Raw genomic sequence first — 22,442 nt, forward strand, 5'->3', positions numbered from 1 at the left:
ACAAACGTTATGCCGTCGATCACGAACTGGACTGCACAGGTCGCTTCGTATAACGCACAGTATGCGAATTGGCAAACACAAATGCAGACTGCCATAACGGACGCACAAAATGCGTATAATTCAGGGGTTCAAGACATACAAAGTCAAGAATCGAGTTGGCTGGCACAAATGGGTCAATTGCAACAACAAGCACAAAGCGCTTTTGATGCCGCTTCCAACGCTTTAAAAAATGGTCAAGGACAAGGTAACTACGGACAGCTGACTCAACAGATTTTGGCGGGTTTGAACAAAGGACAGTTACAATCGAATATATCCAATTCGACGGACACGATGCAGTATGGTGACGGATTTTCGAATATTCTAAATAACTTAGATAGAAACGCAGATAGAGGAATTCCTAATTTTTCATTGTTAAGCACGTTCGGCTCGAGTATGAGCAGGGCGATTACGGGAGTGTCTAATTTGACTTTGTTGTCATCAACTAACAATGCTTTGATGGACAACATTCTTGGTTACATGCAGGGAGTAGCTGACTCGATGCGGAACGAGAAGCAGTTTACGCAAAACGGTCAACAGGACCTGATGGAAGCGCACGGGCTCAAAACCAAGACTATCAAAACCAAGGACAAATATTCGGGGGAAGAAATTTCCACCACATACGTGTTAGACGAAAATGGAAATATCCGTATGTTTAAAGACGAGGACGGTGTAGAAAAACAGATGACCGTTGGAGATTGGATCCAAAGCAAGGAAGGCTGTGGAAAAAATTTAATGAACGGCAACTGTAATCAATACATAGAAAACAAATACGAAAGTGTAACGATCGGTTCAGACGGAACAATTACTGCAAATAGAAAAATTTACAACGGAACTACAAGTCAATGTGGTGCGGATTTTGCACAATCAAGTTCGTACTGTTATAACGAAGACGATAGAGTGGTTACGATCACGCCTCCGAATCCGAAAGCGCTTTTGTTGGGAAGGGGTGCGTCCAGGTTAGGAGACATTTTTGACGGAAGAGACAACGGGATCGGGGAGTTAGTTAATACGACGTTCCAAAATGTAGGTACATATTTATCATCCAATAAATACACGGATGGACTGTTTTACGACGTAAAAAATGCACAGATGGAAAGCGATCATAATGCGTCGATAGCATCTCAAGACGTAAGCAATAAAGTAAAGATTGCAAATTTGATTGTAGATTACGCGCAAGCGGTGTTATACGGCGGAATGTCGACCAGTTCTTGGGTAACAAAACAAGCACACCAAGCGGTGCAAGATGTGATGGCAACGGCGCTTGTAAACACGTTTGATTTTTCTCCGGAAGTGGCGTCGTTTTTGTCCAGCGCTCTTATGACACGCGAAGTGGCCCGACATGAAAAAGGTTCCTTTGCGGTTCAAAATTTAGGAATCAATCATGCGATACACGAAATGGCAGAGGCTCTTAACAGGTCCGATCTTAAATTCTTAAGCGTTGGAGAAGTATTAGAATCTATTAATGTAGGTCCGAATGCGAAAAAGTTACGGGCGGTTCAAGACTGGAAGGACTTTAAATATCAAACGTATGCTTTTGGTATTCAACAAATAGGAAAGGCAAACGGGTTACCACCGGAGACAAGCGCTGCGATAAGTCAAGCAGTGGTGAGTCATTTGAGAATGCAGTCGGTTAAAGAAGAGCTGGGGATGCGATCCGGAGCGTATTCTTTAAATGCGGTTGGGGGTGTAGTTCGTGGAGTATTGAATACAGTTGAAGCTCTTCTTGGTGAAATAATTGGCGGGGTTATACTGAAAGGATTAGCGCACGTATCGAAGGAAACCGGTTTAACAAGTCACGGTTACGAACATACCTACGATAAAGGTGTACAACAAAGGATTGATTTATTAAAACATAGAGAAGGGAAAGAAATTATCAAACAAGCCGCCGCCAACGATGTGGCTGCTTACGGAGCGATTGTACAAGCGGTCGGAGACGATCTGCATCTGGATCCGGCGGTTACGGAAAATTGGGTGAAGATGACGACTGAGTTTGTGTCCCGCAAACAAGCCGAGAGTGAGTTGCATCATAGAAACGGTTTTTGGGGCGGTAAGGGAGCGGTACCGATTGTAACCTGGGTAGATAACACGGTGTTTAGTGGAGCGATTACGAGCTTACTTGCAAAGGCAGTGAAAGGGGTGACCACAACGGTAGGAGATATCGGGCATTTTATTTCTCCAAAGAGTGATACGTTCCGTCACTCTATGTATCAACAAGGAAATAACTTTTTCAATGACATGACGTCAACCGACGTCAAAGCCAGAGCGCAGCAAGGTATCATCAACAAAGCTCATATAGAAAGCGAGATGCGTAACCAATTGTTTGATATTATAGGGGAAATGTATCTTCCGGGCGACAAAGAAGCGGCGCATAACCTAGGTTTATTACTAAAAAATCATATAGACCAGAAAGAAGCGAAGAAAGCGGCGAGAGAACAAAGACTCAAAGATGCGCAAATGATTGTACAAGTAGCGGCAGCGGCAGTAGCGATCTACTGTACTGCAGGAGCAGCGGCAGGAGGCACCACCAGTTGGTTTTCGACAGTCGCGGTGCAAACAGGAACGACTACAACGGCGTCTTTGGGAGGAGTGTCCACGGTAGTAGCAACGGGACTAACCAACGGCCAGATACTAGCGTTAGCTGCGAGCACGGCTGTAAGTATGGGAGTAGAGGGTAGTATCAACGGAACGAACGGCGTCTTATCGGCGTTGGTTAACGGAGTTATCTCTGCGGTCACGATGGGGGTCAAAACACCGGTAACCGGATATGTAACGTATAACAAACACGAGAATGCGAACTTGTTAACGGGTCAACATGAAGTAAAAGGCGGCTGGGGAGGCGGAATAAGCGCCAACATAGCAGGAGCCAAATCATTACCGTTAGGTGAAGCAATGAAAGCATTTGCGACAGTGATGAAGATGAGTAACTTAAGTTTAGGAATGAGTTACAACGCGGATGCTGGTTTGGGAATGAACATAAACACCAACTTTACGAACAAACTTGGACTTGGACTGGATTACAACTTTAAGAGTGGAGATTATACAGCGAACGCGAGCTACGACTTTGACAAGATAGGCGGTAAGAAATGGGCGAACGCGAATATTAGCATCTCAGCGAGTAAGAATGGTCATGCAGGTGTATCGGCGTCATACAACAACGATAGTAATACACTGGTACCGCAAGCGTTACGAGGCGGCGGAGCGACAATAGATTTTGGCAATGATGGAGTGATAGGGCTAAGCGTACAAGGTCCGAAAGGAGCGACGATCGGAACGTTGAACTACGATACGAATACACATGGGTTCCAGCCACTTACATTAAACAGTAACTTTCAGAATGAGTTTAACCAAGGTTTAGCGGCTCACAATGCAGCCGAGAACCATCAAAGGAACCAGATGGAGATCTTAATGAAAGAGATATCTTTGGGCATGAAGATGGATAAGCCATTGTTTACACAAGCGGAGATAGACGCAGCTCTACCTCGAGACGGTAAGGGTGGAATCGATATGGAGAAGGCTGATCCAGAGAAATTATTAGACAAATGGAATGCGCACAAAGAGGCAATGTCTCAGACTCCAGAAGGTTTACAAAAGTGGAAGGACGAAGTAGGTAGGGCCGGTGAAAGATCAGGAATTGAAGTCAAGTTTAACGAAGGAAAGAGTGCGACTTCTACGTTTGGTAAGTTTGTAACTGGACTGATGGGAGACGTAGCTCAGAGTTTTGGATTTACAAACGACGGCTCTAAGATGGTTGATAAACAAGGGGTTTTTCACTTAGACACCTGTTTTACGGCTGGGTCCAAAGTAACAAAACTAAAAAACAAAAATATTAAAATATACGGAAATACTAATGTATCAAACACTTCGAATGGGGCCAGTTTGAACGAATTTAGTTCTGAAGACTATGAGTTTGCAAATATCGAAGAAATTAAAATCGGTGATATAGTCCGTTCTTGGAACGAGAATACAAATACTTTTGAGAACAAAAGAGTTACCGAGACCTTCGTACACGAGGTTCCCCAACTATTCTTCCTGGAGCTTGACGGAGAAGAAGAAATTCATACAACTTGGAACCACCCGTTTAGAAGATATAGAGCGACCCAAGAGTCGGAATCGAATAGAAACGAAAGACAAAGTGCAGTTGGTTTTTCCAGTGCAGTTTATGGAGATAGCGGAATACAAAGAGGATTTGAAAACCATTCTGTAGAACATTCCAGAAATGTTGCATTAGAAAATAGAGATATATTAGAAACGTCCCAACTAACTCCTAACGTCTCGAAGACTCTCGCCCCTAGTAACTATTCACTATCTACTCAAAGCGAATGGGTGAAAGTAGAAGACCTACGTTTAAAAGATCAGGTATTAAGATCCGACGGAAGTTGGGGACAAGTTACAGGAATCTACTACTACAACACAGAGCCTACAAAAGTTTACAACTTAGAAGTAGAAGACAATCATACCTACGTAGTCGGTGGAAGTGAGACCGGTAAAGGTTATGTAGTTCATAACTATTCGAAAGAGCACGAAGCAGTGTTTAGCAAAATCAAGAACCTTTCTAAAGATATGTTTGATGTAGCGAAACAGTTTGCGGGACTTGAAGGCGGAACCGGTAACGAAGTGTATCAAAGAGCGGTGAAGTTGGATGGAGAAGTAAAAGCAACAAACGCACTGAGGGAATCTTTAAAGACAGAATCGAATGCAATTACGTTACAAAGAGACAAAGCGGAAGCTGGCTTAGAGTTAAACAAAAGACGCAACAGCGAGTTTTTGAATGCAATCCACAATCCAGACAGCGACAAGATTCCAGGTGTATCAGAACTTCGTAAACAATTGAAGAGTGTAGATCCGGTAAGAGGTTTTACGCCGGATCAGATGAAAGCGGTAACGAAGTGGGTAAACTCGAACGGACTGAATTCGGGTTTAATGAATACGGGTCACGGAATGGGGATGTTAGGTGGAAGTCCGATCAAAGGTTACATAGCGGCGATGGCGGGGCACATAACTGGGATTGATGAACATACTAAACTCAAGAACGCGATCCAAGACAGTAACGAGAGGTTGGCACAACACAAGATCAAAGAAAACGAAATTGGAAGACAGATGATCGAGAGATCGAACCAAGCGAAAGCAGACCTTGTGAAACTGGTGCAAGAAAGACACGGAAACGATCCAAGATATGCAGCTGCGCTTGTAGAACACGGTTTAGTTCAAAAAGACGCGTTTAATCCGAACGAACACAAGGTAACGTATGACGAGAAGTTGAAGGCGATGGGAGACAGGATCAAGCCTGATACACAAAAGAAATTGGGTGAATTTACGAGTAAGATAGCGGACATCCGAGTAAAACAGAACCATTTGGAAGCGGAGAGTTACGCGCAATGGAACAAGGAACATCCGAACGAACCTTACAAGCGGACTCCAGAACTGGAAAAACGTCGTAACGATATGATAGCGATGCAGAAGAACTTGGAGAAAGAAAGAGCCACGATCATCAACCGAGAAGTAGTACCGTTCAAGAATGAAAATGAACTTCATCGCTTGGAGAAGTTAGCGGATGCGCATGCGATAACGGAGAAACAAAAGGTTGAACTGACACACCTGCGAAACGAGAAGAAGACACATGAGACCCAAGTGGCCGCGCTTTTTGACAAGGACGCAAGTACGATGCACAACAACTTGGAAACGGTGTTTGGCAAAGAGAGAATATCCATTGCGAATGATCGAAACGACTTGATGAAAGGATTGGAAGCTAAGGAAACCAGACTGAGTCAGTTAGATCCGAAGAAAGACAAAGCAGAGTATGACAAGTTAAACAAAGAAATTAAAACGATTAACGACAGAACGACACAACTGGACAAAAACTTTTTAGAATACAAACCGGTGCGAAAAGCGGATGAACCTTTGGATGCGTTTTTACTGAGAGAGAAGGACAGCTTTGCAGGAGAACCCCAAGCGATTGAAAGAATCGTAGATGGTTTGAAAGAACAAGTGAAACACTACGAAGCGTTAGGTGATGTGAAGAAGGTTGAGAAGTTATATGAAAAGATAACAGATTACCAAAAACGCTCTAAAGAATCATTCGATCGTTCTAGAGACGATGATCTTACAGCTGCTCTCCGAGCCGGTGGCAAAGAAAGAGAAGAAGCGTTACATCAAATTGAAGAATATCTAACGCATGCAGACGACAGAGACAGTCACAAACGGGAAAGAGATCTACCGATTAGTACAGCTCTGAAAAACCCAGCAGGGAATCCGGAAGGAAAAACAATATCGGTAAATTCTCACTTTGGTAAAGGCGGATACAGCAACCAAGAAGTAGTGGGATCCTACCTACATTCGAACGATCATATCGGATTGGATGTAGGAGGCCCGAAGGGTGAAAGAATCAATTCGGTATTGGAAGGAAAGGTAAAATACCCACCAACGAAAGGATTGTCGATCACGATCCCAGGAGAAATGCCAAGTCACTTGAAAGAAAAGGGAATTGCGTATTCGGAACCATTGTATGATGGAAATGGAAACAAAACTCGCAACGGAGGTTATTATGATACTTCCGGGAATTCATATACGGCGGATCAACTGAGAGAGATGGATTCAAAATACAGAAAAGCAAATCCTGGTTTGAGCAAAGGTGAACCATTGTTTGAAGCGACAAGGTCCGTGGGAGTGATAACGGACAACGGCAAGTTTTATACGATGGCGAATGCCAAAACACCGATTGAACTGACCCCAGCACAATTGGCATTGGTACCGGAAGACATTCGTAGAAATCCTGGATCAGTTCATCCGTCCGGAAACAGTTTGGCGATTGAAACTACGTTAACTGGACCGTTTGCGGGCAAGTATGAGGTTCAATACAAACATTTTGATTCTGCCCCTCGTTACGAAAACGGAGATTTAGTCAAAGCAGGAGATGCAATTAAGCCGGGACAAAAGATCGGAAACTTGGGAACGAGTGGAAGATCTACAGGAGCACACTTGCATATGAGTGTAGTTAGTTATGAAAAACCGAATGGAGTCAGTCCGGCTTTTTACCAAGTCGTGAGAGACAAGAACAAAAATATCACCCATTACCTAATCAATCCACAATATTTTATGAAAGTGATGGCACCTTCCGGTATGAGGAAGTAGGTTGGTCAATATATGAAGAAACTGAAATATACGAATATTCTTTTCCTTTTTGCCATCGGCTTTGTTTTTTCTTGTGCGCCTAAGGAAGAACAGTTGGCGGATGGGATCAAATACTTAGGCGGAAGTGACAAGAAAGCGGAAGATCAGTTTAAGTCGATTGGTTTGAATGCAAGAGACATTGCGAAAGAACGATTGATGAAAGATCTTCTAGAACTGAAGGAAGGGATCGAGAAGAAGAGAGCTTTTGTACTCGTTTCGCTTTCTAATTCAGGAATTACTAGATCTCTTCAAAGAGCACACAACCTTCCTTCAGAATATGAAACAGATCAAGCTTGGAAAAAAAGCTTTGAGAAAGGAAAGGCTTGGTGCGATTACGATCTTTTGTTCAAGGACAAGATTGTGTCGTATGAAATTGAGCCAATGGAAGCAAACCAGGATGTTTTGAAAGACGGAACATCGAACAAGGACATGCGTTACCGAGTATATCTTCGTAAAGAGGGCCAGACAGGAAAGTTGACATTAGAAAACAGTCATGTGTTGGTTTTCGCGGGTTTAATGAACCGAAAGGGTGAATTTGGAGGCTTTTCGATCGATGCGTTTGTAAATCATTGTCCGATCTTGAGCCCTGAAGAAGAGCAGTATTTAAAGGATTTTGAAAGTAGTCATCCGGGTCAAGGAGAACAGTAATATAGGGTTCCGGGCTTTGGAGACGGAATTAATATCCCGGCGAAGGGGTGGCGTAATGCAGAGCTTGAATAAACGATTAAACATTTCTAAATTAGAAAAATAGCAAGCTCTGCATGAAGCGAGGGGAAGGCTTTCCCCTTTTTTAACATCTAACCACTATTTCCTAAACTGGAAAGACGTCGTAACGATATGATAGCGATGCAGAAGAACTTGGAGAAAGAAAGGGCCACGATCATCAACCGAGAAGTAGTACCGTTCAAGAATGAAAATGAGCTTCATCGCTTGGAGAAGTTAGCGGATGCGCATGCGATAACGGAGAAACAAAAGGTTGAACTGACACACCTGCGAAACGAGAAGAAGACACATGAGACCCAAGTGGCCGCGCTTTTTGACAAGGACAATGCGAAGTTACACAGCGAATTAGAGAATCTAGACTTGAAAGCGTCGAAGCCGATGACTGTATCTACGACACTGAGTCGATTTGAAAACGAAACGATCCACAAGTTGAGATCCAAAGACAACCCAGCGACGAAAGAATTGACTTGGGAAGGTAAAACGTATCAAAGAAACGTAAATAACCAAACGGGTGAAGTAAACTTTGAAAGAGAATACAAACCTGGAGTAAAAGAAGCGATTAGTGTAACGGACAGCGGTCAGATCAAGCAGAAACTAACGTGGAACAACGTATTAGGAAACCCTCAAGAAAGTGTGAAAGTGTTTGATGCGAACGGTAAGTTTTTGACGGAGCTGAGTGGAGACAAGCCGGCGACTGTAGAAACGAATCCGAATGAAAAAGTAACGATTAAACCGAATGACCCACAGGGCCCTGTTCAAAGAAGCGATTTGAACGAAGTGAAAAACTTGATTTCAAATACGAACCTGAGTTCGAAAGAGAGATTGTCTAAGATAAACACATTAGACGAAATAGAGGTGAACGGCAAACGTTACGTAAAAGAGACTGTGGTAACCGAGAACGTAAAAACTAAAAACACAAAAGAAAAAGTCACATTCTTTACATTACAAAATGAGAATGGGAAGAGTGAAAGAATTTCTTTTGAAGAAGTAAACAGCGGTTACAAAGATGAAAAGGGTAAACCGATTAAAACGATTGAAATGGTACAAGTACAATCGGAGGGAACGGTAGCAGAAGATACAAAACGTTTTGATCGCTTTGGAAACGAAATCCCGGATCAAGACCACGCCGGAAACTATCCGACGTTTGCAGAGAACCCTAAGTATTACTTAGAGAGAGCGAAAGAAATATTCCAAGAAAAGAATATTCAACCATTGTTAGACAGCTCTGGTAACTTAGAGAAATACAATGGAAATGCGAGTTTAGTCAGTTTGGCGAACGAAGGCTTTATGAATATCAGTTCGTTAACCCAAACCCAAAGAGACCAGTCTTATTTAGGTCAAAGAGACAAGAACGGTAAACCTGTATTGTATTCGTTGCCGGGAAGTAAGTCGGGGGACGTATTAGATGAAAGTGCTTGTCAGTCTCATGGCCCTGCGACCGTCTTAGCGTCGTTAGGTTTCAAGATGACCCCGGAACAGATCAATCAATACGGAAAATTGAATGTAATGATTACAAGAATGGTAGCGGAAGCGGGTCAGATGTTACCACACAAACCAAGACCTTCTGAGATGTCGATTCAAGAGATTTCAGATTTAGTGTTAAAACCTTTGGGATTTGAAGTTCCACCTGGAAACGAAGGTGCTTTGATTGCTTGGGGCAAGGACAGACCGGAAGCGCCGGACAAAGATCAATACTTTAATGATTCCGCTGGTTACGAAAAAGCGAAGACAGATTACAAACAAAAGCTTAGAGAGTTCAAATTGAAATTTCAAGAAGAACATTTGAATGCTTGGATTACCAAACAATTAGAAAAGGGTAATATTGTAGTATCGGGAGCTGATTTTACTGAGGGCGGTCACGTAGCTACTTTTGTAGGAAAAGACAAGGATGGTTGGTATTCCAATGATTCGTATGGAGACGCAAATACGAAATATGCAAGCCATGACGGAAAGATGAACCATTACAAGTTCCAAGACTACGCACTTGGTTACGGATACGTGATTAAGAAGGCTGGAAATCCGATGACAGATACGGAAAGAAAGACGTATTTGAAAGATTATACTTCTTTCCCTGGGTTGAACAAGAGTCAGTCTAACTTAACTTCTTCGATTCGATCACTTGAGAATATTGTAAAGAACGCAAGTGACGAGAAGAAACGCCAGGAATCGGAACAAAAGTTGAATGAGTTACGTAAAAACTTAGAGACAACTGAGGAAGAGATTCAAAGAATTCAAAAAACATGGGGGATGAAATGGAATCCAAAAAATGGCGGAAGTATCTTTTTCTAATATTCGTAATGGTTGGGCTACTGAGTAGTAGCCCTGTTTTTTCTCAAGTAGAAACGTTAGAAGATTGTTTTTCGAAAAAGAGCAATGCTAGTTTAAAGAAATTGAATAAGCTAAAACATTTAGACTCAGTGGATGGAAGATTCTATTCGCAAGGTGTGAGAAAGCCTGCGAGCGGAATGGACTGGCAAACTTCGTTTATGCCTTTGAATGCGCCTCCTAAGACGAAACCATCTGGTATGAGCCAAAATGATTGGGCTAAGAAGACCTGTGCTTTCAATGCATATCAGGTCCATGATGATCAAGAAGCTACATTTTGGTGCGAGGGAGTTCCTGGAACCGGAGAGGTGGTCATGGGGTATGCAGATTTAGAAAACAAAGGTTACTTTTATATCCTTCCCGGAGCAAACGGACTTAGAAAGAATTTCGAATCGTTTTCCCGTCCTTCTGAAATCGTAGTTCACTACTTACTTCCATTGGAAGTAGGAGCGGCACAAGCGGGTGGTAAGATTTTCAGTAGTGTCATTTACTGGGGAAAACAATCGGTCAAGTTGAGTGCAGAACCTGGATACCAAAAGATTGAAATGCCAGAATACAAAGAAATGTTAAAGCACGTAAAAGGTTTAGCGCGAGTGGGTCATCCATTTGTTTTAGTAGCAATTGAAATTAAGTCGGTGATTGAAGGCAAAGAAAACAAAGAACATACTTGTATTTCAGAGATTGGGAACTCGGAAGATGAGGCCTTTTACAAGAAGGCGACTTTGAGGGACTGAAGGCAATTAACTTCAGCATATTAAGGTTTTTACATATATTTTTGGATGAGTGTATAAATGGTTCAAGAAGTAAATAGATTAAGAACAAAAGATGTTTAAAAAATCAGTTAAATTGATAATAATGGTTATCTTGAGTTTGTTTGTATTTTCATGTGCAGTACATTACAATCTTGCTGAACCTGAAATTGCACCTCCTCGTAAGGAGATGAAAAAACATGCGAAGATTGGCTTTGTTGGATTTTTGTCATACCGTTCTGCGTATGACGGAGACAACGGCCGTTATCCTATAGTATTGGATTCATCTGCTAGACTTAGGTTTCATGAGGATGTAGGAATGTCGACTTCAGATATGAAGTCTAATGGATTCCGCAAAGATATTTCTAAAACTAAAATTGAAAACTTAGTCAATTGGTATATGGCAGACCTTGTACAGGACGATACTAAGGAGTCGGCCAAGAAGGAGTTAGAAAATATCATTCAGTTTCCGACAGGTGAAAGTCAGGAAATGAAATTAAAGGATTTTGGTTTGGATTATTACGTAGTTGGTAAACTTGAACCAGGGTTCGAGTTCAGTAAGAATTTGGGTTGGGCTTTCATAAGTGGGTTTAATTATATGGTGACGACGTTAACCCTAGGTATCATTCCATCTTGGTTTGAAATAGAGAATAACCTTAGGATTGCTATATATAATAAGAATTTAGACAAGATTTCAGAATTAAATATAGATGCATCGTATTCGACGTATCATGCGGTATGGGCAACCCCATACCCGAAGGAATGCGCGGTTTATGGTAGGATGCATTGTTGGTTGAAGAGGGGATTGAATGCAACTCCGACGTTCGCATATAAAAATATAAAACCTGTTGTTGAAAATGAAATATTGGAAGTTATTAATAAATGATAACAATTTCCAGGCTCCTAAGAGTGGCCGAATCTTCTATCGGAACTTTAAAGACGAGACTTTTTACAAGAAGGCGACTCTGAGGGATTGAGTTCCCAAAAAAATGCCCGCTTTTTCAAAGAAAGCGGGCGGGTGAGGGGTGTTTTGCTTAAATAATGGATTTGGGAAATATTAAGAACGGTAACTTTAAGATAAAGAAAAGAATATTATTAAAAATTAATAAACGGATTTTAAAAGTAATCCATGTATATAACAAGAAATTAAATTAAATTTTTATAAATTAAGGAAGGGTTGAATGAAATTGAAGATTTGGATATGTATGTTGTTGGTATTGTTTTTTGTTTTCGGATGTGAAACGAAACATCATGAAGATGAGGCATTGTTAGCTTTGTTGTTAATAGCAAATCAAAGCGGATCTGGCGGAGGATCGGGTCCTATATTCCTCACGTATTCATTAAACAATAAGTTTTTGGGAATAGATCGTCCTCTTCCAGAAGAATTGGGAAAACCTAATATAACTGGGGGAAAGCCTAATTCATTTGTTGTAGCACCTGCTTTACCTGCTGGTTTGACAATCGATTCCAAAACAGGAATAATTTCAGGAACTCCTACTAACACTAGCACAGTGAGAATTAATTTTACGATAACTGCTAGTAATACGAATTCACCTGGAATTTCACCTAAGATAGTTTCTATTTCGATTCCTGAAATTTTCGCAAATTCTGATGGTAACGTTTGTGTTGGGGACTCCATTAATAACGCTCCTGGATGTAATGGTTCGAATCCTTATTCCTGTGGCGCTTCCGAAAGCTGTTATTCCAGTCGGTTTCGTTGCCTTTCTGATCCAGAATGTACGTATTAAGTTTAAATAAATTTTGTTCAGTATGTTTTCTCGGTTAAAGTTAAATATCAATGTTCAAAAATCCGGACATCGAAAAAGACTTTAGTAAGAATTATAATAAGGGCATTGGACGGTTTTATATGTGGCGGGTTTCTAGTTTTAGAATATATAAATAAGTATTAAATTAGAAAAAAAGAATACGTGAGCCTCGCATAAATTAAAATCACAGAGACTTCGATAAATATAACAGAGGCTTGGATCGACTGAGTCTCTGTTTTGATTATAAACGACATTCAAAAAGACTAAATAATAGGTTTTTAAATCAATATTTCGAGAAAAAAGTTAAGGTGAAGACGTGAGATATCTGACCTAATTTGACAAAGTAGTTTTGAAACAAGACGAAATGTCTTAACGCTTACTAAAGTTAAGCGGCTTTGTTGTAAGAATAGGTGTGATACAAACCGCCGATTATGGGAGTAGCACCAAGCTTTGCACCCGGAGGCGGTTTTAGAACAGGGGATGAAACAGGACTGTCTTTGTTCAGGGCCAAATGGGGTTCTGTGATGATTGTAAAAATGAACAAACTCGGTTAAGTTTTTTTCCAAGTGATACTGATTGATTGGAATGAAGAAATCTAAGAATTCATTTCTACATGTTTTAATCCAGCGTTCTGCATAACAATTTTGCCAAGGAGAATAACGGGTAGTCTTTTTGTGTTTGATTCCAAGCAGTGCAGAACCCACACCAAATGTAGAAAGCGGAGTCCGGAAATCCGTAGTGCAGCTTGAAAAAGTCAAATGATAAAATGATTTTGTATTTGATTTCATATTGAAAATAAAAAATCACCGGTACCTTGAAGTTAACCGGTGATTGAATCTGAAAGCCTACTATTTCTTTTTCTTTGAAATAGAAGCTATATCGGAACAAGGATCGCATAGATCTTGTTTGTTGATATTAGGCCGCATTGCAGTGGCCTTTTTGATTTGTTCGATAAATCGATGTTTGTTTGGGATTTTTCCGTTTAAAACTTGTTGGGGAGAAAAACCGAATAAAACGCCACTTGGTCTTGAGTTGTATTTAGGTACAGCGATTTTAAGAGTGTCGATTACTTCCTCAAATGAAACTATATTTTTAGGAAACAGAAATTCATATTTCATTTTCTTGTTTACAGCTTCGATCATACTGTTTGAGTAAGAGATGTTTACTTGAGCGATTAGTTTTTCGAATGCTGTAACAATAGAGCCAGGTTAATTATGATTGAGATACTTGAATTGCAAACCAAGCATGGAAAAATAAAAATAATAGACGATCGTAGCTTTCAAGTTGGCTCTGAAGATAATTTACATTTATATGATTATATCTACAAAGCAAATGATGAAAATTACTATGCTTCTACACAATTCGGAATTTTTACATCGGATGCGCAGGCAATTTTATTAAATAACGGAGGCGCTTCCGGTTTACATGAGCATTGTTATGTAATTGATGATATTACATTGCTTTTATGTGTAGGTGATTCTATTTTTTGTTTAGGTATTCCATCACTTGAATTGTTGTGGATCTCTCAAGTTGACTCAGCATGTTGTTTCGGGATTTATAAGATTTCGGATGGGTTTATAATTCATGGAGAACTTGAAATTACTAGAATCAATACCAGCGGTAATATAGTTTGGCAACATTCAGGTTCCGATATATTTACTACTGCTAAAGGAGGTGATACTTTTAAAATAGAAAATGATATTATATACGCAAAGAGTTGGGATCATCGGCGATATAAGTTTTCTCTTAGTGGCGAAGTTTTAGTATAAATAAATGGTTACAGTAACAGTATTTACCTGACAGTTTTGTTCTAAAAGAAATGGATTTTATGATCTTGACAACCTTATTTAATTAGATTTAGAAACTCGAATTTATCCCTTCAATTTCTTTATTTGAAAAAGATCTTTTAATTTCCTAAATTGAGTTTTGAAAGAAGAGAAACTTTTATATTAAAAGATGAAGAAAGAAACCTCCTTCTTCAACTGTGATTGTTTGGAATTTCAAAATACGAAACACATTGAAACTCAATGAATCGCTTCTATGGTCGCTCTGTGAAACTCAGCGTCTCACTCCCCATGGGTTGTTCGACAGGTTGCATTTGGCAATTTGCGAACTTTCGAGCAGCTCTAATGTCGTTAAATAGCTCCCACATTGGACGGTTTGGGGACAAGCCTCTAAGAATTCACAATGTAAAATCCAAAATCGCCTAAGTTTCCAATATAATTCTTACTTTTGATTATGATTTTTTATCTGTACCGTTTTACGTTTTTTCGTGTAGAAAAAAACATTAAACAAAAGGAATATAAGTATTTCATAAAATACTACCAAATTGCAGAAAAAGCTCCTCTTAACTCTCCTAATTTGTAACCCTTTGCCTGGTCTTTAGGATAAAGCTCAGCGATTTTTTTTGATACCTCTGGGTTTATATCTTTAGGACTGCCGTGGCACTGTAAACAGGTTGGGTTTTGAAGAATGATCGGTTGTAGAATCCGAACTTCTGTGTTTTTGGATAAAATAACAGTATAAGGTGTGTTCTGTTTTTTTTGAGATTCTTTCCACTGATTAAAAATTTCGGTTTCCCAGGTATCAGGTTGGTGATTCGGATTTCTAGGTTTTTCGGAAACTCTTCTTATAAGAATTCCGGGAAATTCTGTTTTTAGGGCAGCTTCCTTTTCAGGGGAAATTGTTCTACAGACATCGATTGCGCCAACGACTCCCTTCGTTCGAATTGCGGATTCTAAATTTTTCTGTAAATCGATTTGAAATTCTGAGATTAATCGAAGTAAAATTTCTTTCTTTTCTGCATTTTGTCCTGCATCGCAGACCGTAAAGAATTGAAAGAAAAGAAAGATAGACAATAACTTTATTAGATTGTTTTTATACGAGAAAAAAACATGAAATTGTTTTTGAAAAAATTTAGAAAGATGACTCATGGAATGATTATAATTTCTCCCTTGATGATTGAAAAGGATTTTAAGATTATTTTCTTCTTCAAATTCATGAATGAAGGAATTCGGGGTAGTCGGTTCATGAAAAGGATGGACAGGATGTCTTTTTTTTGATCTTTGGAAAGTATCATTCAGTTTGATTCAATTATTCAAAGTAGGGGATAAGCAATCATGTCCGGACATTCGAAATGGGCTACGATCAAACGTAAAAAAGACGCGATCGATTCCAAACGTGGAGCCATTTTTACAAGAGTGGGAAAAGAAATTACTGTAGCTGCAAAGATGGGCGGAGGGGATCCGGAAGGAAATCCAAGACTTAGACTTGCAATTTTAAAAGCAAAATCTGTGAATATGCCCAAAGACAATATTGAAAGGGCTATTCGAAAAGGAACCGGAGAATTAGAAGGTGTCACATACGAGGAATGTCTTTACGAATGTTTCGGTCCCGGTGGAATTGCGATTATGGTTTCTGCGGTGACAGATAAAAAGTCCAGAACCACACCTGAGATCAAAAGTATTCTTACAAAATTAGGGGGATCTCTCGCTACTTCTGGATCCGTTAGTCGTCTTTTCGAGAAAAAAGGAGTAATCGTTTTAGAATCTTCTCAAATTAGCGAAGATGAACTCGTTGATGTTGCCGTTGGTGGAGGCGCGGAAGACGTGATTAATGAAGGTGACGTCTATCGTGTGATTAGTGTTCCCGATAATTATGAAACCGTTTTACACGCATTAAATGAGAAAGGACTTAAGTCGGAAGAATCGGAAATACGTTATATTCCTTTGGTGAGTTCTGAAATTGCAGATAAGGAAGTTGCAGAAAAAATAATGAAGTTGATCGATCAACTAGATGGGCATGATGACGTGACTTCTGTGACTTCCAATTTTGAGTTGGCAAGCTCTCTTGAAAAAGAATTTGAATGATTTTAGAATTTTTGAAAAATGGATTTTCCGTTTCTGTCGGTTTTATTAAAGCGATTTTATTAATCTGAATTATGGAATTTTTCAACTACACTTTTTATCTCGCTTGCAACTTTAGATCCGAACGGGACGGTTTTTTAATTTTAAAGATGCTCTTCCAGTATTTTTCCCGGAAATAAATTGAAAAGAATTCTGATTAAAAGCTCGGTATAGAAGTTGTACTGTAAGTTTAAAAAAAATCGGGAATTCCCACAGAATAATGCTTCTTCGATGTTTTAGATACAATTAAAAAATGTCGGAAATTCCTATAATAGAGTTGTTGAAAAATTAATTCTCCATCTTATTTCTATTTTATGAAATAGTCGATTGAAGCAGTTTTGTTAACCATCGCTATGGAATTTTTCAACAACTATAATCATTGATTTTACAGTAAAAGTCTAAATGTGGGAGCTATTGCGATCCCAGTTTAAAGAACAGGGCTGATTGTTTTGTTTGTAGTTTGATAAATTCAAGTAAAATGTGATATTGCATTTTAGGACTAACTTGGTCGGCAAATAAATTACAAAAGAACTTATGAAAAACAATTAGATAAATTTAGAAAACCTTTATAAGATATTTTTTCATTTTTGTGATGGTTGTAAAACGGCGATTTATACAGTTTGATCGGCAACTGTTTTTTAGAAGTTGTTCGGATATTTATGAAATTGAGGCTCCCGGACTTTTATTACAAAATACTGTTTGAATGCAAAATATTGGTAATCTATTATATGATCTGAGATCTTAAAACTCTATCGGAAATTGTAAATTTATGAGCATTAATAAATTAAAAATTTATTTTATAATAATTCTTTTATGTTAAAAAGAATTATTCAGGTATATAAAATAATACTATGACGAGCTTTTTTCAAAATTTAGAATGTGATACATCTTTCAAAAAAGAAAATCATTCCGTGTTAGACGCAATTGTTACGCACTTTCGGATCTTTACAAAAATGGTCGTTGATTTTGGATACTATTTTCATGCGTTCGAGTAGTAGTTCTTTGAGAATTATAGGAATCGACCCTGGTTCACATAGAGCTGGTTATGCGGTTTTAGAAAAAAACGCTTCTAAAATCAAAATTTTAAATTATGGAACCGTAGAAGTTCCTTCTGGAACTCCTAGCCCTGATAATCTTTTGATGCTGCGAAAGGGACTTAGGGAAATTCTAGAAGAATTTAATCCCTCCATTGCTTCCGTGGAAGAAATGTTTTTTGCCAAAAATAAAAAAACGGCTTCTCGTGTGTTTGAATCTAGAGGTGTTCTTTTAGTTACTTTAGCAGAACTGAATATTCGAATTTTAGAACCTACTGTTTCTCAGATCAAAAAAGGAACCACTGGAAGCGGAACTGCGGATAAAAAACAAATTCGTCATGCTTTAAAACTTCTTTTAAACGTAGAATTGTTAAAAGGACACGACGATTCTTGGGACGCAATTGCTGCGGCTTACGTTGGGCTTTCAATGAGTTCTAGCCCTTTGTTATCTAAACTTCGATAGAGCTTAATTTCAAACTCTTTTATTCAACTTTGTCAATAGTTTGACTTTTGATTTTACTCAAAGACATAATAAAATACCCAGTTCAAATAGTTTATACTTCAATAATATGAATTCTATGTAAAAAAATCTGAACAAATCCTGCGTCGCCGGACCGCGCTTTCAACTCCAATCGATAAACTGTATGAAAGAAACGTAATGCGATATTTCGTTTTTAGTTTTAATTTAGAACGCGATCTAATAGAGAGCGTTCTGCTAAGTTAAAACTCGATCCGTCGAGCGACGTAAAACGCGACCTATCTCGCGCCCGGAAACTCAACGTCTTGCTTCTATTGGTGCTCGACGGGGAGTGAGATTTGAGTTTAGGAGGCGTTTTACTAAGTTCAAGCGCGACCCGAAAAATTCAGCGAATGCCACTCTAAGGATCGGCATTCAGGAACGATGCATTGAGCTCCGGAAGTGAGATGTTGAGTTTGAAAGACTCTACTGAGTTCTTCTGCTTTTCAATCGCTTTCGCATTGGATTATACAGAAATTATGTTAAACGGCATTTTGTGATGAATATTCGATACTCAGTTTTATTGAAATCAGTAGTTGAACGTAAATTCGGTCGTGAGAAATCAGTTTTATCCTAGGTAATTTTTTCGTAAAAAAATAGATGTGAGAACTCTCACAAATCGTGGATTTACCAGTTACACTTTGAAAATTGTGGGAACTACTATGAAATACAAAAAGAATTATCGTCTAGTCAGATTTTTGCATAAGCCCTGTTTTGCGGTAATAATCAAAATTTAAATCTATTCTAACTTGAGTTTGGTTGAGAAAGGATTTTCTCAAAGTATGAATTCCTACAATTTTAGAATTTGTTTATAAAATCGTGAAATGCGGTAGTTCCCACATTTTAAAAATCGGTTTGTAAAGTTTAGATCAATTTTTTTCAGAAAACGAATCATGGCCGTTTACATTAGTTATAAGTAAGTTCGTTTTTTGGGATTTGATATACCCTGTTTTTAGTACCAGTGTAATGTGTGAAAGTCTGACATGCCCCCAAATTTAGTGCTAATACAATGTGTAAAATTCTCTTAAGCAGATCGTCTTAAATATTCCTTCGGAGTCAGGCCTTCGAGTGAACTATGCGACCTTTCTGAATTGTAGAAGATTCTCCATTCTTCGATAAGGCGATAAAACGAGTAGGTTTTGTTAAGTTTGTTTCAAAAACTTAAAATCAAATACTTAGTAAAATGTGGTAGTTCCCACGGATTATGTAGTTTTGATTATGAATGGCTTTTTTACAATGGTTTTTATTACTGAATTCTTGCAGTAGTTCCCACATTTTGAGAGACGAAAACAGTTTCTATGATAAATCGCAGTAGGATCAATTTTAGGTAAAACTTAAAACATGAGAGTTTGATATAAGATTTTGTTCTACGAAACCTAATTTTACCGCAAAAAATAAAATGTGGGAACTCATACGAACTGAATTATAAAAAATGAGTGTTTAAAAATCAGTAAAGCGACAAAATCTGTGGGAACTCTCACAAATTTTGATTTTACAGTGAAACTTTTGTCTTCTACAAATTCACGTAAAAAAGAATCAGAAAATAAAATTTGAAAGAGGAGTCCGTATAAAAACTCGGATAAGACAATCAAATAACTTGAAAACTTTTCAAAGTATATTTAAAAATCATAATGTTTTAATCTATCTTCGATTTTTTGCGATCGGAATGGGGATTTCAATAGTAACTTTAATTTTAAATTCATCCTTTCAAATCATGGGAGTGGATCTTTCCGAATTTAAGTATCTATTTTTTTCTTTTCTGCCTTTATTCTTAAAAGATTATATCCAAACTTTAATCGCGAATGGTATTTTATTTGGAATTTTGGGTTTACTCATTACAACGGCTTTTAATACAGAGGATAAAGACCAAACGTCTTTTCAACAAAACTCAGTAGATCAGTTTGCTAAAAAAGAAAATACGATTCAATCAAAAATTTTAAATTATAAAAATATAATTTTTAAAACTAAACTACAAGCTACACTGTCGAACGAAAATCCTACAAGTAAAAGAAGATTTTTCTTTTCTAAAGAACTTTTGGTTTTTGGGATTTTTATCTTTCTTCTTTGGTGTCATTCTATTATCGTTTATCCGCAGTTATATGGGGAATTTTTTTTCTATCGATTTGGGTTTTTGCGTTTTTTTCTATTTTTACTAACGGATCAAATTCATCCTAGGATCCCGCAGTCAATCGCGCTTACAATTTTATGTATATGTGTCCTTTTTCATGCTATTGTATTGATCAAAAATAAAGAATTTATAAAACTTATATTTTTACTTTTTGTTTGTATTTTTCTTGTCTATTTTCATTCTTTGGGAAGTTTGCTCGGTATATTTATTGTTACATTAGCTTATCTTTTTACTCGAATATTCGAAAATCAAATTATTTTGCCAAATATAGAAATAAAAAAAGTATTTGAAAAACCAAATCGAACTCGAACGTTTTTATTTCTTTTATTCCTTCTTTTTTTAATTTATTTTTATTTTTCGGAAAATGGAATCGGAATTTTTATCGTTTCTTTCGCTTGTTTAACCGTATTCTTATTTAGGAATATCAAAGTTTCAATGTTGATCGGATCGATTTCCTTTTTATTTGCGGTTGTTTCTTTGTTGAACGCAAGATCTATAACTAAAACGGAAATTTCACCCGTTTTTTTAAATCTTCCTAACATTTTAATTCTGAGCGCGGATAGTCTGCGTTATGATAAAATGGGATATGCAGAAGGCAAAGAAGGGATGACTCCTAATATAGATCTTCTATCTAAAGATTCTATAATATTCGAAGATCATCATACAACAATTCCTCGGACCTTCCCGGCTTGGGCTGATTTGCTAACGGGGCAACCCAGTTTTATACATGGAATTCAGGATATGTTTCCGGATAAAAAGGATCGGGAAGGACTTACTTTTAAAACACTTCCAAAACTATTGTCACAACTTGGATATAAAACGAACGTGGTATCTTCGTTTGCAGGAGATATTTTTCCAAGAGCTGATTGGGGATTTCGATCGGTCCAGGCGCCTATTTTTCATGCAGGAACTCTTACTTCTCAAAGAATTTTAGAAACTCAAATCTTTCTACTTCCGATTGTGACTGGTTCTGTTCCGGGAGCGGGGGAATATTTTCCAGCGATTCGAGGACTCCCTAGTTTGGGAGACGATTCTAAAATACTTCCGGATCTTTGGAACAGTTTTGAAAAAAATGAAGAACCATTTTTTACCGTATTTTTTTCTTCGGTAACACATTTCCCTTTTAGTCCGCCGTACCCACATTATAAGAATTTTACAAATTCAGAATATTACGGAAAGTTTAAATATTTTAAATTTGTAGATCCGGGTGATTCTTCCGAACCTTCTTTAGAAGATAAGGAACAAATTCGAGGGCTTTTTCAAGCTTCGATTTATTCTTTTGACCAAACGGTCGGGAAGGTCGTCGAACGTCTGAAAAAAAAAGGAATTTACGATTCCACTTTGATTGTTTTAACGAGCGATCATGGAGAATCCTTGTTTGAAGCGGATCATAACCACGGACATGGAGAACATTTAAGAGGAGAGGGTGTAACTCATATTCCTCTTTTGATTAAATTACCAAAAAATCTGGGAGCCGGAATTCGATTTTCCGGAATCAGTAGTTCTTTAGATTTGTTCCCTACACTTTTAACTTTCGTATCGAAAGAAATCCAAGATCCTTCTATTAGAAATCAATTTTTGAAAGAACTTTCTAGTCGATCTGGAAGAGACCTTTCTTTTGCTTTGAATTCTACAACTTGGAAGGATTCTAGAAACGTATATGGAGAAACCGGAATCTGGTTCAGCGATTTGGGAGATCATTTCTTTCAAAAGGAAAGAATTTTTTATCCTAGCATTCTTCATCTACATTCGATTGAATCAGGGGAGCTTCCTTTTATTTCGATCGGAGATTCTTACGCAAAGGAAAGTATCATCGTTTCCAAACATAGAATGTTTCAAAATTCTAACCGCAAATTGATTTATATTCCTTCCGAAGACGGAGTGATTTGGCGTTGTTATGATAGGATCAACGATCCTTGGAACGTAAAGCCGCTTTCTAACTCGGAGTGTTCTACTTTAAAAGATTCCCTAATATCGTTTTTGATCTCTTCTGGAAAATTTAAGAAAGTAGGAGAGTATTTGTTTCCTTTGTAAGATTCTCTTTTCTTTATAGATTGGGTTTATAGTATTTTTGAAACATTTAACGACT

General features: G+C 38.2%; 13 protein-coding genes and 3 pseudogenes. 11 read left to right on the forward strand and 5 right to left on the reverse strand.

Going from position 1 to position 22,442, the window contains the following annotated elements; translation table 11 throughout:
* The 7 genes and pseudogenes from BW942_RS12165 to BW942_RS21985 form a co-directional block, all read left to right on the forward strand.
* A partial coding sequence (locus BW942_RS12165) for a TIGR04388 family protein (protein WP_244552889.1) occupies positions 1-7,167 on the forward strand: 7,167 nt, incomplete at its 5' end.
* Between the two features lie 12 nt (positions 7,168-7,179).
* Complete coding sequence (lsa27, locus tag BW942_RS12170; RefSeq protein WP_000734508.1) at positions 7,180-7,854, forward strand: laminin-binding protein Lsa27; 675 nt, start codon at positions 7,180-7,182, stop codon at positions 7,852-7,854.
* Between the two features lie 198 nt (positions 7,855-8,052).
* Positions 8,053-10,218, forward strand: a pseudogene (locus BW942_RS12175) (hypothetical protein); the annotation flags it as partial.
* Positions 10,182-10,988 (forward strand): hypothetical protein, encoded by an 807-nt coding sequence (locus BW942_RS12180; protein ID WP_000444130.1) that lies wholly within the window; start codon positions 10,182-10,184, stop codon positions 10,986-10,988. The pseudogene BW942_RS12175 and the gene BW942_RS12180, both read left to right, overlap by 37 nt.
* A gap of 91 nt (positions 10,989-11,079) precedes the next feature.
* Complete coding sequence (locus BW942_RS12185; protein WP_000474070.1) at positions 11,080-11,889, forward strand: Lp29 family lipoprotein; 810 nt, start codon at positions 11,080-11,082, stop codon at positions 11,887-11,889.
* Positions 11,890-12,208: 319 nt separating this feature from the next.
* Positions 12,209-12,751 (forward strand): Ig domain-containing protein, encoded by a 543-nt coding sequence (locus BW942_RS12190; protein WP_000927895.1) that lies wholly within the window; start codon positions 12,209-12,211, stop codon positions 12,749-12,751.
* Between the two features lie 449 nt (positions 12,752-13,200).
* The gene (locus tag BW942_RS21985; RefSeq protein ID WP_016688676.1) at positions 13,201-13,323 is read left to right on the forward strand and encodes a hypothetical protein; all 123 of its coding nucleotides are present in this window, start codon (positions 13,201-13,203) and stop codon (positions 13,321-13,323) included.
* 24 nt (positions 13,324-13,347) lie between these two features.
* Here BW942_RS21985 and BW942_RS21795 read toward each other — a convergent pair.
* Together BW942_RS21795 and BW942_RS12200 are read right to left on the reverse strand one after the other, a co-directional pair.
* Positions 13,348-13,557: pseudogene (locus tag BW942_RS21795) on the reverse strand (integrase core domain-containing protein); the annotation flags it as partial.
* A gap of 60 nt (positions 13,558-13,617) precedes the next feature.
* Positions 13,618-13,911, reverse strand: a complete 294-nt coding sequence (locus BW942_RS12200; RefSeq protein WP_000568657.1) for a hypothetical protein — start codon at positions 13,909-13,911, stop codon at positions 13,618-13,620.
* Positions 13,912-13,983: 72 nt separating this feature from the next.
* Here BW942_RS12200 and BW942_RS12205 point away from each other — a divergent pair, with 72 nt between their 5' ends.
* Complete coding sequence (locus BW942_RS12205; protein WP_000569939.1) at positions 13,984-14,538, forward strand: hypothetical protein; 555 nt, start codon at positions 13,984-13,986, stop codon at positions 14,536-14,538.
* A gap of 552 nt (positions 14,539-15,090) precedes the next feature.
* On the opposite strand, the gene BW942_RS12210 is transcribed toward BW942_RS12205, so the two are convergent.
* Positions 15,091-15,702 (reverse strand): Tll0287-like domain-containing protein, encoded by a 612-nt coding sequence (locus BW942_RS12210; RefSeq protein ID WP_000019011.1) that lies wholly within the window; start codon positions 15,700-15,702, stop codon positions 15,091-15,093.
* 186 nt (positions 15,703-15,888) lie between these two features.
* Between BW942_RS12210 and BW942_RS12215 the strand changes: the two genes are divergently transcribed.
* Both BW942_RS12215 and BW942_RS12220 read left to right on the forward strand, forming a co-directional pair.
* Entirely contained in the window at positions 15,889-16,638 is a 750-nt protein-coding gene (locus BW942_RS12215; protein ID WP_000014140.1) for a YebC/PmpR family DNA-binding transcriptional regulator, read from the forward strand.
* Positions 16,639-17,655: 1,017 nt separating this feature from the next.
* Positions 17,656-18,171 carry a crossover junction endodeoxyribonuclease RuvC gene (locus BW942_RS12220; RefSeq protein WP_001257915.1) on the forward strand — a complete coding sequence of 172 codons (516 nt, stop codon included), beginning with the start codon at positions 17,656-17,658 and terminating at the stop codon, positions 18,169-18,171.
* 1,078 nt (positions 18,172-19,249) lie between these two features.
* On the opposite strand, the pseudogene BW942_RS12230 reads toward BW942_RS12220, so the two are convergent.
* Positions 19,250-19,348: pseudogene (locus tag BW942_RS12230) on the reverse strand (integrase core domain-containing protein); the annotation flags it as partial.
* A 286-nt stretch (positions 19,349-19,634) separates the two neighbouring features.
* Positions 19,635-19,817 carry a hypothetical protein gene (locus BW942_RS12235; RefSeq protein ID WP_000636526.1) on the reverse strand — a complete coding sequence of 61 codons (183 nt, stop codon included), beginning with the start codon at positions 19,815-19,817 and terminating at the stop codon, positions 19,635-19,637.
* Between the two features lie 5 nt (positions 19,818-19,822).
* On the opposite strand from BW942_RS12235, the gene BW942_RS12240 reads away from it, so the two are divergent.
* Positions 19,823-22,387: a sulfatase-like hydrolase/transferase gene (locus tag BW942_RS12240; RefSeq protein WP_000847257.1), complete on the forward strand. Its 2,565-nt coding sequence runs from the start codon at positions 19,823-19,825 to the stop codon at positions 22,385-22,387.
* The last annotated feature ends 55 nt before the right edge of the window (positions 22,388-22,442 follow it).

Origin of the sequence: Leptospira interrogans, assembly GCF_900156205.1 — a bacterium.
Lineage (GTDB): Bacteria > Spirochaetota > Leptospiria > Leptospirales > Leptospiraceae > Leptospira > Leptospira interrogans.